The sequence below is a fragment of the Duganella lactea genome (assembly GCF_009857505.1).
Taxonomy (GTDB): Bacteria; Pseudomonadota; Gammaproteobacteria; order Burkholderiales; family Burkholderiaceae_D; genus Rugamonas; species Rugamonas lactea.
In genome coordinates this window covers 1-15784 of the sequence record NZ_WWCP01000021.1, presented here as the reverse complement: position 1 = coordinate 15784, position 15784 = coordinate 1, and the positions used below count along the sequence as shown (strand labels likewise).

The 15784-nt window shown below is 63.1% G+C and carries 17 protein-coding genes and 1 tRNA gene; 10 read left to right on the top strand and 8 right to left on the bottom strand.

The window, feature by feature from the left end:
• Positions 1-15: 15 nt before the first annotated feature.
• The 4 genes from GTP44_RS16685 to GTP44_RS16670 all read right to left on the bottom strand — a co-directional run bounded on the left by GTP44_RS16685 (position 16) and on the right by GTP44_RS16670 (position 5385).
• On the bottom strand, positions 16-1497 hold the full coding sequence (locus GTP44_RS16685) for an HDOD domain-containing protein (RefSeq protein ID WP_161020334.1): 1482 nt from the start codon (positions 1495-1497) through the stop codon (positions 16-18).
• Complete coding sequence (locus GTP44_RS16680) at positions 1494-3215, bottom strand: putative bifunctional diguanylate cyclase/phosphodiesterase (RefSeq protein WP_229256952.1); 1722 nt, start codon at positions 3213-3215, stop codon at positions 1494-1496. Before GTP44_RS16680 ends, GTP44_RS16685 begins: the two co-directional genes overlap by 4 nt.
• Before the next feature lie 176 nt (positions 3216-3391).
• A complete protein-coding gene (locus tag GTP44_RS16675) occupies positions 3392-4204 on the bottom strand; it encodes an enoyl-CoA hydratase/isomerase family protein (protein WP_160992098.1) in 813 nt (270 codons plus the stop codon).
• 2 nt (positions 4205-4206) lie between these two features.
• Positions 4207-5385, bottom strand: coding sequence for an acetyl-CoA C-acyltransferase (locus tag GTP44_RS16670; protein ID WP_161020333.1), 1179 nt, complete (start codon positions 5383-5385; stop codon positions 4207-4209).
• 83 nt (positions 5386-5468) lie between these two features.
• On the opposite strand from GTP44_RS16670, the gene GTP44_RS16665 reads away from it, so the two are divergent.
• The 4 genes from GTP44_RS16665 (at position 5469) to GTP44_RS16650 (ending at position 8642) form a co-directional block, all read left to right on the top strand.
• Positions 5469-7139, top strand: a complete 1671-nt coding sequence (locus GTP44_RS16665; RefSeq protein ID WP_161020332.1) for an isovaleryl-CoA dehydrogenase — start codon at positions 5469-5471, stop codon at positions 7137-7139.
• Positions 7140-7186: 47 nt separating this feature from the next.
• On the top strand, positions 7187-7837 hold the full coding sequence (gene upp / locus GTP44_RS16660) for a uracil phosphoribosyltransferase (RefSeq protein ID WP_160992087.1): 651 nt from the start codon (positions 7187-7189) through the stop codon (positions 7835-7837).
• Positions 7838-7839: 2 nt separating this feature from the next.
• Positions 7840-8193, top strand: a complete 354-nt coding sequence (locus tag GTP44_RS16655) for an Hpt domain-containing protein (protein WP_161020331.1) — start codon at positions 7840-7842, stop codon at positions 8191-8193.
• A gap of 245 nt (positions 8194-8438) precedes the next feature.
• On the top strand, positions 8439-8642 hold the full coding sequence (locus tag GTP44_RS16650; RefSeq protein WP_008448165.1) for a cold-shock protein: 204 nt from the start codon (positions 8439-8441) through the stop codon (positions 8640-8642).
• Between the two features lie 57 nt (positions 8643-8699).
• On the opposite strand, the gene GTP44_RS16645 is transcribed toward GTP44_RS16650, so the two are convergent.
• Positions 8700-9608, bottom strand: a complete 909-nt coding sequence (locus tag GTP44_RS16645) for a LysR family transcriptional regulator (RefSeq protein ID WP_161020330.1) — start codon at positions 9606-9608, stop codon at positions 8700-8702.
• A 159-nt stretch (positions 9609-9767) separates the two neighbouring features.
• Between GTP44_RS16645 and aceB the strand changes: the two genes are divergently transcribed.
• Positions 9768-11360: a malate synthase A gene (aceB, locus tag GTP44_RS16640; protein ID WP_161020329.1), complete on the top strand. Its 1593-nt coding sequence runs from the start codon at positions 9768-9770 to the stop codon at positions 11358-11360.
• A 48-nt stretch (positions 11361-11408) separates the two neighbouring features.
• On the opposite strand, the gene gloB is transcribed toward aceB, so the two are convergent.
• A complete protein-coding gene (gloB, locus tag GTP44_RS16635) occupies positions 11409-12215 on the bottom strand; it encodes a hydroxyacylglutathione hydrolase (RefSeq protein WP_161020328.1) in 807 nt (268 codons plus the stop codon).
• Between the two features lie 20 nt (positions 12216-12235).
• On the opposite strand from gloB, the gene GTP44_RS16630 reads away from it, so the two are divergent.
• The 4 genes from GTP44_RS16630 to GTP44_RS16615 all read left to right on the top strand — a co-directional run bounded on the left by GTP44_RS16630 (position 12236) and on the right by GTP44_RS16615 (position 14331).
• A complete protein-coding gene (locus tag GTP44_RS16630) occupies positions 12236-13015 on the top strand; it encodes a class I SAM-dependent methyltransferase (RefSeq protein ID WP_160992092.1) in 780 nt (259 codons plus the stop codon).
• Positions 13005-13448, top strand: a complete 444-nt coding sequence (gene rnhA, locus GTP44_RS16625) for a ribonuclease HI (protein ID WP_161020327.1) — start codon at positions 13005-13007, stop codon at positions 13446-13448. The genes GTP44_RS16630 and rnhA overlap by 11 nt, the downstream gene beginning before the upstream one ends.
• Positions 13449-13481: 33 nt before the next feature.
• Positions 13482-14207 (top strand): DNA polymerase III subunit epsilon, encoded by a 726-nt coding sequence (gene dnaQ, locus GTP44_RS16620; protein WP_161020326.1) that lies wholly within the window; start codon positions 13482-13484, stop codon positions 14205-14207.
• 49 nt (positions 14208-14256) lie between these two features.
• A tRNA-Val gene (locus GTP44_RS16615) sits at positions 14257-14331 on the top strand.
• 17 nt (positions 14332-14348) lie between these two features.
• Here GTP44_RS16615 and GTP44_RS16610 read toward each other — a convergent pair.
• Positions 14349-14948, bottom strand: a complete 600-nt coding sequence (locus GTP44_RS16610) for a site-specific integrase (RefSeq protein WP_371867243.1) — start codon at positions 14946-14948, stop codon at positions 14349-14351.
• 22 nt (positions 14949-14970) lie between these two features.
• Between GTP44_RS16610 and GTP44_RS16605 the strand changes: the two genes are divergently transcribed.
• Entirely contained in the window at positions 14971-15258 is a 288-nt protein-coding gene (locus GTP44_RS16605; RefSeq protein ID WP_161020325.1) for a hypothetical protein, read from the top strand.
• Between the two features lie 108 nt (positions 15259-15366).
• Here GTP44_RS16605 and GTP44_RS16600 read toward each other — a convergent pair.
• The coding region (locus GTP44_RS16600) for a sensor histidine kinase (protein ID WP_161020324.1) at positions 15367-15784 on the bottom strand (418 nt) is incomplete at its 5' end.

Sequence of the window (15784 nt, the reverse complement as noted above, 5' to 3'; positions counted from 1 at the left end):
TAACGGCTTCCGCCGTCACGCCACCACGCCGTGGCGGCGCTCGACGGCGCGCACCACCATGGCGCGCATGTCGTTGAGCAGCGAGAACTCGTTCTGGCTCAGCGAGATCGGCGGGAAGGAGTCGTCCCAGTCGCCGTACAGGAAGCCGGCCGGCTGGCCGTTGGCCGACAGCGGCAGGATGACGAAGCTGCGCGCCTCGGCCAGCGAACCGCGCCACCACTGCGGCAGCTTGGCGGCGAACTTGGCGTCGCGCGCGTTCTCGATGAAGATCACGCGGTCGCTGGTGAGCGCGGCGTGGAAGACGTTCGCCTCGTAGCGGTCGCTGAACACCATCGCCGGCAACAGCTCGGGTGTGCCTTCGCCAAAGCAGATCTTGGCGGCGTACTGGTTGTCCTTGCGGTTGCGCACGAATGCCACCGCGCGCGAGAACTCCAGCCCCTGGTAGATGGTCTCCAGGGCGATCTGCACCATTTGGCCGGGGCTGGCGCTGTCGAGCAGGTCGCGCATGTCGGCCAGGCCGCTGAGCAGGATCTTGTTGCCGGCGGCGCGCTGGCGCGTCTTGGCCAGCGCCTTGGCCCGCCGTTCGGCCGGGCGCGACAGCGGTGCGATGGTCAAATCGTTGACCGCGATCGCCTTGGCCTGTTCGATGGCATGCACCAGGGCCGGCGCGTCCACGCCCAGCATGGCGGCGTAGCTGTCGGTCAGATGTTGGACCTTTTCGGCGGCGCCGGGATCGTCGTGCCACAGAAATTCGGCACAGCGCGCGGCCAACGTGGACAGGCCGGCCACCCAGTCGGCCGGCGGGATCTCGGCGCCCGGTTCCGCCGGCGCCAGCGTGCGCATGCCGTTCAGCAGCGCTTGCGGCAGGCCCCAGTGCAGCGCGGCGGCGTGGCCGATTTCTTCCAGGCTCAGGCCCAGCAATTCCGGCGCGGCGTCCTCCACCGTGCGCTGGGTCTGCTGGGCCAGGCGCTCCAGCGCGTGCCAGCGGTCCGGCATGTAGAAGGTCAGCATCATGCGGCCGAGCGTGTGCAGCATCGCGCATACCACGGCTTCCTCGCCGTGACGGCTGTCGGCGGTGTAGGCGATCTGCCGCGCGACGATGCCAGCCAGCACGGCTTTTTCCATTTCGATGTGGGCGATGCTGGTGTCGGTGGAGCTGGCCGCCAATTCCTCGATCAGCTTCAGGCCCAGCGCCAGGTGGCCGATGGCTTCGGTGCCCAGCACCAGCACCGCCTTCGACACCGTGTTCACCCGCTGGCCGAAGGCCGAGTACATGCCGCTGTTGGCCAGCCGCAGCACTTTCTGGGTCAGCACCGGATCGGACAACACCGTGCGGGTGATGTTGAATTCCTGCTCGTCCTCGCCGCGCATGGCGCCCAGAATGGCGGTGATGGCCTTGGCGAAGCCGGGCATGTCGCCGCAGCGACGTGTGCAGTCGCCCAGCTCGCTCAGGGTTTTGTTGCCCAGCGGCGTGGCGGCTTTGTAGCTGAGGATCATGGATGCACCTGCCGCAGTTCGGCCGGCACCACGTTGGCGTGGATGCTGTCCTCGAGCGCCGCCAGCGCGACGGTGGCGGCCATCGGTTTGCCGGTCAGGTAGCCCTGGATGTACTGGCAGCCGCGCGCAGCAAGGTAGTGCAGTTGCTCCTCGGTTTCGACGCCTTCCGCCACCACCGACAGGTCGAGGTGTTTGGCCAGATCGAGCACGGCGTTGCAAATGGCGCCGTCCTTCTGCGCGGCGGGCAGGTCGCGGATGAAGGTGCGGTCGATCTTCAGTACCGAGATCGGGAAGCGCTTCAGGTAGGCGAGCGAGGAGTAGCCGGTGCCGAAGTCGTCAATGGCGATGCGCGCCTTGCGCTCGGCCATTTTGGACAGGATGGACTCGGCGTGCACCGGGTCGATCATCAGCGTGCCTTCCGTGATTTCCAGCACCAATTGCTCGCCACGCATGCTGGAGAACGCCAGCGCGTCATCCAGCACCTCTAAAAATTTGTCGTTGCGGAATTGCCGGGGGCTGATATTGACCGAGATGTAGAGATTGCGCCTGGCGACGTCCTCAAACTGCTTCAGTTGCACGCAGGCGGCTTTCAAGGCCCAGGCGCCCAGCAGATTGATCAGGCCATTGGTCTCGGCGATCGGGATGAAGCGTGCCGGCGGCACCATGCCCAGTGTCGGATGTTTCCAGCGCATCAGTGTTTCAAAGCCCTGGATGGCGCGCGTGCGGGCATCGACGATCGGCTGGTAATACAGCAGGAACTCGCCTTCGCGCACCGCTTGGAACATCGCCGCTTCGAGCGAGATGTCGTGCTGCGGCGGGCCGATGTGGCTGGGGCTGTGGATGACGGCGCGCGCCTTGCCGGTTTCCTTGGCGCGCGACATGGCGGCGTCGGCCAGTGCCAGCAGGCGGACCTCGTCCTCTGCGTGCTCCGGGTAGACCGCGACGCCGACCGAGGCGCCCATGTAAATCGTGTGGCCCTCGATGTCGAACGGCGACTGCAAGGTGGCGATCAGGCGGCCGGTGACCAGCTTGATCTGCGCTTCGCTGATGGTGCCTGGCAGCACGGCGACAAACTCGTCGCCGCCGACGCGGGCCAGTGTGTCGCTGTCGCGCAGGGTTTTGCGCAGGCGCTGGGCGGCCATGCGCAGCATGGCGTCGCCGATCGGATGGCCGAGGCCGTCGTTGACCTTTTTGAAACCGTCGATGCCGATGGTGGCGACCGCGAAGCCGATGCCGGAGCGGCGGGCGTTGGCGATCACCATGCGCATGCGGTCGGACAGCAGCAGGCGGTTGGGCAGTTCGGTCAGTGCGTCGTGCGTGGCCATGTGGCGCAGGCGTTCCTCGGTGGCGTGCTGCGCCGTCATGTCGCGCCCGACCACCAGCAGTTCCGGCGCGCCGTCGGCGTTGTTGTAGCAGGACACGCGCAGCTCGTGCCAGATTTCGATGTCGGGGGTTTTGAGGCGCACTTGCAGCAGGCGCGGGGCGCGCGTGTCGAGCACCGCCGCCAGCGCCGGCGGCCACTGGGCCTGGTCGGCGTCGGCGATCAGCTTGCCCAGCGTCTGGCCGGTCAGCGGTGTGCCGCCGCCCAGGCGGGCGCTGGCACGCTGACTGGCAAACAGCAACTGGCCTTGTTGATTCAGGCGGAATACGACATCGCCAGCCTCTTCCATGAGGTGGTCCAATTCCTGACGCTGCTGGGGCAGTCCGCTGGTTGGCATCGCGAGAATCGTTTCTTTCAAATTATGCATATTACTGGGTGATGGCTTGAATCTTGCACACCTTCTTGCTAAACCAGAACGCAATGTATCATCCTTGCCAGTCAAAATGCATGAAAAAAGGCAACATTTCAACGTCTTTTCTGGAATTCTGTTGAGATGGCTCTAAAAAGCGCTTTCTATAGCAGGGCACTGGCTTTCTTTGGCGCCAGATTGATGGCGGTTTGACAAAAATAGCGGCTTTCAATCAGCAGCGCACTGTCGAAGTCGACCTGTGCGCCTTCGACCATTGCGCACAGGATGGCTTCGGCTGCCGGCGTGCTGTCGGCCAGCCGTTCGCGCAACAGCGCGCGCAGCGCAGCCGGCGTCAGCGCTGGTGCGGCGGGCGGCGGGCGCTGGCGGCATTGGCCGGCGGCATTGGCCAGCTTGACCAGTTCCGCTTCGTCGTCGGCCAGCGCATGCACCAGGCCAGCTTGCAGCGCTTGCGCCGCGCGGAGCACCGCGCCGTCGAGCAACAACGGCGCCGCCGTCTGCAGCCCGGCGAGGCGGACGGTGCGCGCGATCTCGCCGGCCACCGGCGTCAGCCCCTGCCGCACTTGCGGCAGGCTGAAGCGGGCGTCGCGCAGACTGAAGCGGTGATGGCAGGCTAGTGCCAGGCCGAACGCGTGGCCACTGATATCGCCGCCAAGCGTGGCGACCACCGGCAGGCCGAGGTGTTCGATGCGCTGCAGTAGCGCATTGTAGGCGGCCAGCATGTGCATGCAGTCGGCGGCCTGGGCCGGTGTCAGCGCCATCAGGTGTTGCTGTTCATGGCGGGTGGCGTTGGGTTCGGCGTCGAAGCCGATGATGGCGGCGCTCAGCTTGTCGCGCCGCAGTTCCAGCTTGTCCAGCAGCGCCGCCAGTTCGCGCTGGAACAGGCGGCTTAGCGGGTTGATCGCGCGCGTCGCCAGCAGCACGGTGATGGCGACGCCGTTTTGGTGGGTGGTGATCATGTTCATAGCCGCTCGATGACGCTGGCGAGGCCCATGCCGGCGCCGGCGCCGGCGCCGGCGCTGACGGCGACCAGGCCGCGTCGCGCGCGGCGCAGCTCCAGTTCGTCCAGCAGCGTGCCGAGCAGCATGCAGCCGCCGGCGCCCAGCGGATCGCCGTAAGCGATGGCGCCGCCGTTGACGTTGACCTTGTCGGCGTGGATGCCCATTTCGCGCAGGAAGCGCAGCACCACGACGGCGTGACATTCGTTGACTTCGAACAGGTCGATCTCATTGACCGACAGGCCGGCGATCTTCAGCGCCCGGCGCGCCGCCGCCGCCGGTTCGCCGCCGATGACGGCGCCGGCCAGAATGCGCGCGCGCGGCTCGACGCCAAGGCGGGCGCCGGCCGCCTTGCTGCCCACCAGCGCCAGCGCAGCACCGTCCGCCGGGCGCGCCGTGTTGCCGGCGGTGTGCGGGTGGGCGATGCGCGGCAATTGCGGATGACGGCGCAGCGCCACCGGGTCGAACAGGGTGTCGGCCAGCGGCGTTTGCGACGCCAGCGCCTCCCTGCTGGTGGGCCTGGGGCCTTGGTCGGTGGCCAGGATCAGCACGCCGTTCTGGTCACGTACCGCCACCAGGCAGTGCAGGCGGGCTGCCTCTTGCGCCGCTGCCGCCAGGTGCTGCGAGCGCAGCGCCCACGCGTCGAGTTGCTCGCGATGATGGCCTTCCAGCGTGGCGACCAGGTCGGCGCTGGTGACGGGCGGCACATAACCGGTGTGGAGACGGGTGGCCGGGTCCAGCGACCAGGCGCCGCCATCTTTGCCGGCCGGCACACGCGACATGGACTCGACGCCGCCGGCCAGGATCAGGTCTTGCCAGCCGGAGCGCACTTTGTGGGCGGCCAGATTGACCGCCTCCAGCCCGGAGGCGCCGAAGCGGTTGAGCTGCATGCCGGCCGCCTTGCCGTCCCAGCCGGCGGCCAGCACGGCGATGCGCGCCAGATTGGCGCCCTGGTCGCCAACCGGCGTCATGCAGCCGAGTAGCACGTCGTCGATCAACGCGGTGTCGAGCTGGTGGTGTTGTTGCAGTTCACGCATCAGGCCGGTGACCAGCGAGACCGGCTTGACGCTGTGCAGCGCGCCGTCGTGGCGGCCCAGGCCGCGCGGCGTGCGCAGGACCTCATAAATGTAGGCGTCGTTCATGTTGGCTCCTGTTTTCTGTGCGAGGTATGCTAGTCTGGTCATTGTTCAGGAAAACACCTCACAGCGATTTGAACGGAGACAAAATGCAGTCTTTCGATACGCATGAAGTGCACAATACGGTTGCGCCGTTTGAGAACATCAACCTGTTTGCGGCCGATCCGGCCTTGCGGGAAGCGCTGGCGCGCGAGGGCGCGGGTGATGCCGCCGCGTCGCTGCACGCGCTGGGCGCCGCATTGGGCCGCGCGGAAACGCTGGAGCTGGCGCGGCTGGCCAATCTCCACGGTCCCCAACTGCATTGTTTCGACCGCCAGGGGCGGCGCATCGACGAGGTCGAATTCCATCCCGCCTGGCATAGCCTGATGGCGCTGCTGATCGGCCACGGCACGCATGCCTCGCCATGGCAGGGCGGCGCCGGCGCGCAGGTGGCGCGGGCGGCCCGCTATCTGCTGTTCGGCCAGGTCGAGAACGGTTCGCAGTGCCCGGTGACGATGACGTATGCGTCGGTGCCGGCTTTGAAACAGTCGCCGCACCTGGCGATGAAGTGGCTGCCAAAAATACTGTCCACCCAATATGACCCGCGCTCGCTGCCGATCGACCAGAAGCACGGCGCGCTGATCGGCATGGGCATGACCGAGAAGCAGGGCGGTTCCGATGTGCGCGGCAATACCACCCGCGCCGCGCCGGTGCCGCCATCCGAGGCGCGCGCCTTGTTCGGCGAGGAGGGCGAGGACGTGTTCCGCATTGTCGGGCACAAGTGGTTCTTTTCCGCGCCGCAAAGCGATGCCCACCTGATTCTGGCGCAGACCGGCGACGCCGGCTTGTCGTGTTTCTTCCTGCCGCGTTACTTGCCGAATGGCGAACGCAACGCGATCCGCGTGCAGCGGCTGAAGGACAAGGTCGGCAATCGCTCGAATGCCTCGTCGGAAGTGGAGTTCACCGGCGCCTATGGCTGGCTGATCGGCAATCCTGGGCGTGGCATTCCCACGATACTGGAGATGGGCAGCCACACGCGGCTGGACTGCGTGCTCGGCAGCGCCGGCGCGATGCGCGCGTCGCTGACGCAGGCGCTGCATCATGCGCGCCACCGCGTCGCGTTCGGTCGCCCGCTGGCCGGGCAGCCGCTGATGCAGAACGTGCTGGCCGACCTGGCGCTGGAGTCCGAGGCCGCCACCGCGTTTGCGATGCGGCTGGCGCGCTGTTTCGATGCGTCGTCCGATCCGGCGCAAGCCATGCTGGCGAGGGTGCTGACGCCGGCCGGCAAATACTGGATCTGCAAGCGCGGCCCCGGCTTCGGCGCCGAGGCGATGGAGGTGATTGGTGGCAACGGCTACGTCGAGGAAAGTCCGCTGGCGCGGCTGTACCGCGAACTGCCGGTCAATTCTATCTGGGAAGGATCGGGTAATGTGATGTGCCTGGACCTGCTGCGGGCGCTGAGCAAGTCGCCGGACGCGCTGGACGCGCTGGCGGAAGAGCTGGCGCAAGCCGGCAACAGTGACACTTTCTTCGTCGCCTACCGCAGCACGCTGCTGGCCGACCTGGCGCAACAGCAGCAGCCGGACCCGTTCGGCGCCCGCGTGCGCGCCGAGCGGGTGGTGCTGGCGGTGCAGGCGGCGCTGCTGTTGCGGCACGCGCCGGATTATGTGTCGTCGGCCTTCATTGCCTCGCGCCTGAAGCGTGAGCCGGGCGGCGCCTACGGCCGCCTGCCGTCGGGCGTGGCGTGTGATGCCATCCTGGCCCGGGCGTTGGTCGAATAAGCGGCCGGACTAGTATAATGCGCTAACTATTTGAAGCCGAGCCACCAATGAAACAAGACCCGCGTTTTCCCAAGCTGTTCATTACCGATCATCCGCTGATCCAGCACAAGCTGAGCCACATGCGCGCCAAGGACACGTCGACCCGTACCTTCCGCGATCTGCTCAAGGAAATCACCTTGCTGATGGGCTACGAGATCACCCGCGACCTGCCGTTGACCACCCGCACCATTGAAACCCCGCTGATGACCATCGACGCGCCGGTCATCGCCGGTCGCAAGCTGGCCATCGTGCCGATTCTGCGCGCCGGCATCGGCATGAGCGATGGCCTGCTGGACCTGGTGCCATCGGCCCGCGTCGGCCATATCGGCGTGTTCCGCGATCCGGAAACCCATCAACCGGTGGAATACCTGGTGCGGCTGCCAGACACCGTCGAGCGCACCTTCATCCTGTGCGACCCGATGGTGGCGACCGGCAATTCGGCGGTGCACGCGGTCGACGTGCTGAAAAAACGTGGCGTCACCGACGACCAGATCATCTTCCTGGCGCTGGTGGCCGCGCCCGAGGGTGTGGCGGTATTCCAGAAAGCCCATCCGGACGTCAAGCTTTACTGCGCGGCGCTGGACTCGCACCTGAACGACCACGCGTACATCGTGCCTGGCCTGGGCGACGCCGGCGACCGCATCTTTGGAACCAAATAATCATGGCCACCCCCGTCGATCCCGATTTTCGCGCCCGCCTGGCGGCCCTGAACGACAAGTTCGCCGCCACGGTGCCGGCCACCCTGGATAAAATCCGCGCCGCGCTGGACGCCTGCAAGGCCGACGGCGCGCAGCCGTCGCACGCGGCGCTGCACCAGTTGCATGAGGTGTTGCATGGTGTTGCCGGCTCGGCGGGCACGTTCGGCTTTACCGTGTTTGGCCAGGAAGCGCGCCGCGTCGAACAGATGGTGCGGGCCGTGCTGGCCACCGACAGCGGCTGGCCGCCGGTGGTGCCGGAGGTGGAAAAACTGCTGGCGTGGGCGCTGCGCGACGCGAAGGCGGCGCAATACGATTGAGCGTGCGCTTGATCTATCTCAAACCACTGATGATTCGCTTGTCTATAGTGAGATTCACGGGCCCACGCGAGATGTTTCTACCAAAAAATGCGACGTTCTGCATTTATTTTCGTGAAAACGTGCTTTTCTCTCGTAAATGGGTATAATGCGGCATCGTTTAGATTCAAGAGTAGTACGGTTTGTATTTCTTGCCTCAAAAACGATATCACGGGCGCAAGCCCAAATTAACTGAAATAGGAATTGTAATGGCAACTGGTATCGTAAAATGGTTCAATGACTCGAAGGGTTTCGGCTTTATCACCCCTGACGAAGGCGGCGAAGATCTGTTCGCTCACTTCTCGGCGATTCAGTCGGCTGGCTTCAAGTCGCTGCAAGAGAACCAACGCGTTTCTTTCGAAGTAACCGCCGGCCCTAAAGGCAAGCAAGCTTCGAACATTCAGCCTCTGTAATACGCTGGATCTAACGATCAAGAAATCCTCGGTACCCGAGGATTTTTTTTTGCCTGTTCACCTGGCCTTGCGCCAATAGTCCGGCTGCGCGTAGCTGTGCCGCAGGAAATCCACGAACGCCCGTATCCGCAATGGCAAATGGCGGCGCTGCGCGAAGACCGCGTAAATGTCGTTGCCTGGCGCCGCGTAGCCGTCTAGCACGGTTTGCAGCCGGCCCGCCTCGATCGCGCTGCCCACTTCCCACATCGACCGCCACGCCAGGCCTTTGCCGGCCAATGCCCACTCGTGCAGCACCTGGCCGTCGTTGCTGGCCATGTTGCCGTTCACCTTCAGCACCACGTTCTTGCCGTCCTCGCGGAAGGTCCAGCCGCGCTGGCTGCCTTCGCTGCTGATCGCCAGGCAGTTATGCTTGCCCAGCTCGGCCAGTGTTTTCGGCTCGCCGTGGCGTTTCAGATAGGCCGGCGCGCCCACCACCACCCGTTCGTTGTCGGCCAGCTTGACGCTGACCAGGTTCGAATCCGCCAGGCTGGCGATGCGGATCGCCACATCGATGCCTTCGCCGACGATGTCCACCACCCGATCGCTCATGTTCAGCGTGGCGCTGACGTCGCGGTGCTCGCTCAGGAACGAGGGCAGCAGCGGGGCGACGTGCTGGCGGCCGAAACCGGCCGGCGCCGAGATCATCAGATGGCCTGTGGCATGGGCGCTACGCTCCGACACCGCCGATTCCGCCTCCTCCAGTTCGGCCAGGATGCGCTGGCAGTCTTCGAGGAAGGCGGCGCCCTCGTCGGTCAGCGCCAGCTTGCGCGTGGTGCGTTGCAGTAGCTTGACGCCCAACCTTGCCTCCAGCGCATCGAGGCGGCGGCCGATCATCGCCGGCGCGATACCCTCGGCGCGGGCGGCGGCCGACAAGCTGCCTCTGGCGACCACCTCGACAAAGGTGGAAATCTGTCTGAATTGCCCCATACCGTCCTGTCTCCGTCACTTTTTACTAAAACACATAGATGAAGTGATTTTTAGTCTTGTTTGCATAACTATCGAGTGAATATACTTTATAAAAACACCGCAATGCAACAAGCATATAATTAGACCGATTCGTTAATCTTTTTCCACGGAGACTACCTCATGACGACCATCACGCTGCCGCCAGGCATGGAAATTACCGGCGAGATCCAAGCCGGTTACGAAGACATCCTCACCCCGGACGCGCTGGCGCTGGTCGCCAAGCTGAGCCGTGAATTCGAGGCGCGCCGCCAGGAGCTGCTGGCCGTGCGCGTTGAGCGCGCCAAGCGCCTGGATGCCGGCGAGCGTCCGGACTTCCTGCCGCAGACCGCGCACATCCGCAGCGGTGACTGGAAGATCGCGCCGATTCCGAAGGCGCTGGAATGCCGCCGCGTGGAAATCACCGGCCCGGTCGAGCGCAAGATGGTCATCAACGCGCTGAACTCCGGCGCGGACAGCTATATGACCGACTTCGAGGACTCCAACACGCCGAACTGGCACAACCAGATCACCGGCCAGATCAATATGAAGGACGCGGTGCGCGGCACCATTGCGCTGGAGCAGAACGGCAAGTCCTACAAGCTCAACGACAAGGTCGCCACGCTGGTGGTGCGGCCGCGCGGCTGGCATCTGGATGAGAAGCACGTTTTGGTCGACGGCAAGCGCATCTCGGGCGGCATCTTCGACTTCGCACTGTTCATGGTTCACAACGCCAAGGAGCAGCTGGCGCGCGGCGCTGGTCCATACTTCTATCTGCCCAAAATGGAATCGCACCTGGAAGCGCGCCTGTGGAACGATATTTTCGTGATGACGCAAAATGCACTGGGCCTGCCACAGGGCACCATCAAGGCCACCGTGCTGATCGAGACCGTGCTGGCGGCGTTCGAGATGGACGAGATTCTGTACGAACTGCGCGAACACAGCGCCGGCCTGAACGCCGGCCGCTGGGACTATATCTTCTCGTGCATCAAGAAATTCAAGCTGGACAAGGACTTCTGCCTGGCCGACCGCGCCAAGGTGACGATGACCGCGCCGTTCATGCGCGCCTATGCCTTGCTGCTGCTGCGCACCTGCCACAAGCGCAACGCACCGGCCATCGGCGGCATGGCCGCGCTGATCCCGATCAAGAACGATCCGGAGAAGAACGACATCGCCATGGCCGGCGTGCGCAACGACAAGGCGCGCGACGCGACCGACGGCTACGACGGCGGCTGGGTGGCGCACCCTGGTCTGGTGGAGCTGGCCATGACCGAGTTCAAGAAAGTGCTGGGCGACAAACCAAATCAGATCGACAAGCAGCGCCTGGATGTGGAGGTCAACGCCGAGCAACTGCTGGACTTCAAGCCGGAGGCGCCGATCACCGAAGCCGGCCTGCGCTACAACATCAACGTCGGCATCCACTATCTGGGCGCCTGGCTGACCGGCAATGGCTGCGTGCCGATTCATAATCTGATGGAGGACGCGGCCACGGCAGAGATCAGCCGTTCGCAAGTGTGGCAATGGATACGGTCGGACAAGGGCGTGCTGGACGATGGCCGCAAGGTCACGGCCGAGATGGTGCGGGCGATGATTCCGGAAGAGCTGGCCAAGGTGCAGGCCGCAGCGCCGGGTGGCGACGGTCCGACCTATCCGCGCGCGGCGCAGATCTTCGAGCAGATGTCGACCTCGGAAGCGTTCGAGGAATTCCTGACGCTGCCGCTGTACGAGGAAATCTGATGTCGCTCGCGCCGGCGGAGCATGCCGCCGGTGCGGCCAGAACGGCCGTTAAAAGTCGTTCTTCCACAAACGCAGCGCGGTGAAGGTGGCCAGCGGCGTATCGATGCGATCGAGACGTCCGGCCTTCACCAGTTGCTCCGCAATCGCCGGCTCGCGATAGCGCAGGAAGGGATTGGTCGCCTTCTCGATGCCAATGGTGCTCGGCACGGTCGGCTCATCGCGTTCGCGCTTGTCCGTCTCCACCTTCACCCGCTGCTGCAAGGCCACATTGTCCGGCTCGACCACGCGCGCGAAGCGCAGGTTGGACAGCGTGTACTCGTGCGCGCAGTACACCAGCGTATCATCCGGCAGCGCCGCCAGCTTGCCCAGTGAGCTGATCATCTGCGCCGGCGTGCCTTCAAACAGACGGCCGCAACCGCCGGCAAACAGCGTGTCGCCGCAGAACAGCCAGGCCGGCTCATCGCCGGACGCCGCGCGCGCATAGGCGATATGGCCCATGGTGTGGCCAGGCACATCCAGCACATTCAGTTTGAGCGCCAGACCCGGCACCTCGATGGTCTTGCCTTCGCCGACCGGTAAAGTGACCGCGGCTATCGTCTCGTTGCGCGGACCGAAAACGGGAACCTGATAATGCTGTAATAATTCAGGAACGCCGCCGATATGGTCAGCGTGGTGATGGGTGAGTAGAATGGCGGTGAGCTTGAGTCCGTTTGCTTTCAAGGCCGCCAGTATCGGTTTGGCGTCGCCGGGGTCGACCACCGCGGCGTGTACGCCATCATGGATCAACCACAGGTAATTGTCGCGGAATGCAGGAACCGTAAGAATACTGAGAGCGTGAGTAGAAGATATGGTCATTGGATTGCAAAAGGCTAAGCATGGATAAGGCGGGAGCGGAGAAGTCCATTATAGCGCTGGAAGGCTGGCTGCAAACGCCGGCCGGCGTGTACATGCGCGCGTGGGAACAACGCTGTCTCGATAATTTAACAGCGGACATTTTCGGCTTCAACGCGGTGCAGATCGGCATGCCGCAAATCGACGCGCTGGCCGCCAGCCGCATGCCCTACAAGCTGCTGGCCGACCGCAAGGCGCGCCCGGTGCAGCCACCGCTGCGCACGGTCGACATCACGCTCGACTACACCGAATTGCCGTTCGCCTCGCAAAGCATCGACCTGGTGGTGCTGCCGCATGTGCTGGAGTTTTCACCCGATCCACACCAGGTGCTGCGCGAGGTCGAGCGCGTGCTGATTCCGGAAGGGCAGGTCATCATCTGCGGCTTCAACCCGGCCAGCCTGTGGGGCGCGCGGCATGTGCTGCGGCGCGTCGGCGGCACCTTCTTCCTGCCGCGCACCGAGGAACTGATATCCATGCCGCGCATGAAAGACTGGTTAAAATTGTTGAACATGAGCGCCAGCCAGAGCCACTTCGGCTGCTACGCGCCGGCCTGCCGCACAGAAAAATGGCTCAACCGCTACGCCTTCATGGATAATGCCGGCTCACGCTGGTGGCCGTACTTGGGCGGCGTCTACATCATACAAGCCGTCAAGCGCGTCAAAGGCATGCGCTTGATCGGTCCGGCATGGACCAGGAAAACGGCCGCCGCCGCAGTCGGCGTGCCGGTCACAAATAAACGACGGGAACAGCAGGATGGAAGATAAGGTTGAAATTTTTACCGACGGCGCATGCAAGGGCAATCCGGGCCTGGGCGGGTGGGGCGCGTTGCTGGTGGCCGGCACGGCCGAGAAGGAAATCTTCGGCGGCGCCCGCGACACCACCAATAACCGCATGGAATTGCAGGCGGTGATCGAAGCGCTGACCGCGTTGAAACGGCCGTGCACGGTGGTGCTGCACACCGACAGCCAGTACGTGCAGAAGGGTATCAGCGAATGGATCCACGGCTGGAAGGCGCGCGGCTGGAAAACCTCGACCAAGGAACCGGTCAAGAACGAAGACCTGTGGAAGGCGCTCGACGCGGCGCAGCAAATGCATACCGTCGAATGGCGCTGGGTGCGCGGCCACAACGGCCATCCGGGCAATGAACGCGCCGACCTGCTGGCCAACCGTGGCGTGGAAGTGGCGCGCGGCCGCTGATATACTGCGCTCTGCAACTAATTTCGGACTACTATGCGCCAAATCGTACTCGATACTGAAACTACCGGTATCAACCCCAAGCTGGGCAACCGCATCCTGGAAATCGGCTGCGTCGAGCTGCACAACCGCATGCTGACGGGGAATAATCTGCATTTCTACATCAATCCGGAGCGCGAATCGGAAGAGGGCGCGCTGAACGTCCACGGCCTGACCACCGAGTTTCTGAGCGATAAGCCGAAGTTCCGCGAGATCGTCGATCAGCTGCGCGAGTACATTCAGGGCGCCGAAGTGATTATTCATAACGCGCCGTTCGATCTGGGTTTTTTGAATCACGAATTCAAGCTGCTGAACCTGCCGGACTTCAGCGACCATATCGGCGGCGTGATCGACACGCTGGTGCAGGCCAAGGAACTGCATCCGGGCAAGCGCAACTCGCTGGACGCGCTGTGCGACCGCTACGGCATCTCCAACTCGCACCGCAAGCTGCACGGCGCGCTGCTGGATGCCGAGCTGCTGGCCGACGTCTACCTGGCCATGACCCGTGGTCAGAACAGTCTGGGCATGGATGTCGAAGAGGAAAAGGTCGACTTGAGCGCGACGCTGGAGCCGGTCGCCATGGCGGACATCATCTTCCTGCCGGCCACGGAGGCGGAATTGACGGCGCACGCCGAGACGTTGGCCGGGCTGGACAAGGCGGTGAAGGGCCAGTGCATCTGGACCGCGTCACTGAATCCGCCGGCGCCGGCGGAAGCGGCATAATCGGCCCTTGCGCTTTTGGCCGGCGGGCTCTATAATGCTCGCACTCAACGGGAGGTTAGCTCAGGGGTAGAGCACTGCATTCACACTGCAGGGGTCGCAAGTTCGAAACTTGCACTTCCCACCAGAATTCTTCTAGTGATATCAATCACTTAGCAAAAATATCGGAAATTCATTTCGGTGTTTTGGATCAATTTTGGAATATAGCGCTAAAAGCTGTGTTCGCTTATTCCCATCAAGTCCACCCGTAATCCTCCTGCTGTAGTGCCTTTCGATCATCGCTGTGTTCTCATGCCCAAGCTGGGATGCTACATACAGTGGATTTGCTCCTAACATCAGAAGATTGCTAGCGAATGTATGGCGTGTTTGGTAGGGGTTTCGATACCTCACACCAGCAACCTTCAAAATCCGCTTCCATCGTACCCTAATGGCCTTGTCACCCGTCCATCGCTTGTTGTAACGGGCATCCAGGAAAATTAGGTCATCGGAAGTGTAATCCCGTTGATTTTGAAGTGCATCGTGCGCTATAAATCGCAGGTCCACTTTCCGATTGCTCTTCGAGGTTTTTCCTTTCTTCTGTTCCACGCCCTCGACGTCGTTCCCAGAGACGGCGATCCTTTTCTCTCCCGGCAAGTACCATACCCATTTTGCGTGTATGTACTCGCATATGCGGAGCCCAGTTCCAAACGCGAATTGGATCATATTACGTTCCTCCTGCCTGCCTGCATTTAGAATCGCGGCTATTTCGTCGACAGAAAAAGGATCGATGAGTGAGCGAAAAATTTTCGCTGTCGATCAATCTGGGAATCAGCTCCTCGCCGCATTTCAATTTGACGAGGCGCATCGCCCTCGCGGGATTATCTCGGAAATTCTATCCATATTGGATAAAGAGGATGGATGGGCCGTCGCGAGTTGGTTTCTATTTCCTAATGGATGGATTACGCAATTGCGCAATGGCGTCGAAACGCCAATGGCACCAGCACATGCGCTTGACGATGAAGACGCGGTTAAAAACGCGGCGCGCAAAGAACGCCAGGGAACCTACATCGCGTAGGATGAGGTGACCTAATAGCTACGCAAGGGCACGCGTTGACGCGGCAGCTCGCCCAGATAGTGCAAAGTAGGTCCATTGCAATAGAGTCCCTGCACAGGTGACTATTGTTCATGGCAAGGTCAGGGTAACGGATAGTCCTCGCCCACCAATGCCTTGGCCTAGTTGGATTTGTGCGCGATGGCGATCCGCAATACGGGCAACGATCGACAGTCCCAGCCCGCTACCTGGCTGTGAAGCACTGGCCAAGCGGAAAAAGCGCTCGAAGACACGTTCCTGCATTTCCTGCGGGATGCCAGGGCCTGAATCGGCAACGCGCAGGAAACTACGGCCATCTTGCCGTCCACAACTGACAATGACGATGCCAGGTGCTGGCGTGTAGCGCACAGCATTTTCTACAAGAGGGGGCCTCGAAAAACCGGCCCGGCCGTGGCATGATGTCAGCGCATCAACCTTGACGACTCTGCCATGATGAAACCCAACCTTTTTGCTGCGCAGGAGCGCGAAGCCAAGCTGACGAAGCTGGGCG

Bases quoted from the DNA above. Each gene is read 5' to 3' on its own strand.
- GTP44_RS16685 (WP_161020334.1), bottom strand. From the start codon at position 1,497: ATGATCCTCAGCTACAAAGCCGCCACGCCGCTGGGCAACAAAACCCTG.
- GTP44_RS16680 (WP_229256952.1), bottom strand. From the start codon at position 3,215: ATGCCAACCAGCGGACTGCCCCAGCAGCGTCAGGAATTGGACCACCTC.
- GTP44_RS16675 (WP_160992098.1), bottom strand. From the start codon at position 4,204: ATGATCACCACCCACCAAAACGGCGTCGCCATCACCGTGCTGCTGGCG.
- GTP44_RS16670 (WP_161020333.1), bottom strand. From the start codon at position 5,385: ATGAACGACGCCTACATTTATGAGGTCCTGCGCACGCCGCGCGGCCTG.
- GTP44_RS16665 (WP_161020332.1), top strand. From the start codon at position 5,469: ATGCAGTCTTTCGATACGCATGAAGTGCACAATACGGTTGCGCCGTTT.
- upp (WP_160992087.1), top strand. From the start codon at position 7,187: ATGAAACAAGACCCGCGTTTTCCCAAGCTGTTCATTACCGATCATCCG.
- GTP44_RS16655 (WP_161020331.1), top strand. From the start codon at position 7,840: ATGGCCACCCCCGTCGATCCCGATTTTCGCGCCCGCCTGGCGGCCCTG.
- GTP44_RS16650 (WP_008448165.1), top strand. From the start codon at position 8,439: ATGGCAACTGGTATCGTAAAATGGTTCAATGACTCGAAGGGTTTCGGC.
- GTP44_RS16645 (WP_161020330.1), bottom strand. From the start codon at position 9,608: ATGGGGCAATTCAGACAGATTTCCACCTTTGTCGAGGTGGTCGCCAGA.
- aceB (WP_161020329.1), top strand. From the start codon at position 9,768: ATGACGACCATCACGCTGCCGCCAGGCATGGAAATTACCGGCGAGATC.
- gloB (WP_161020328.1), bottom strand. From the start codon at position 12,215: ATGACCATATCTTCTACTCACGCTCTCAGTATTCTTACGGTTCCTGCA.
- GTP44_RS16630 (WP_160992092.1), top strand. From the start codon at position 12,236: ATGGATAAGGCGGGAGCGGAGAAGTCCATTATAGCGCTGGAAGGCTGG.
- rnhA (WP_161020327.1), top strand. From the start codon at position 13,005: ATGGAAGATAAGGTTGAAATTTTTACCGACGGCGCATGCAAGGGCAAT.
- dnaQ (WP_161020326.1), top strand. From the start codon at position 13,482: ATGCGCCAAATCGTACTCGATACTGAAACTACCGGTATCAACCCCAAG.
- GTP44_RS16605 (WP_161020325.1), top strand. From the start codon at position 14,971: ATGAGTGAGCGAAAAATTTTCGCTGTCGATCAATCTGGGAATCAGCTC.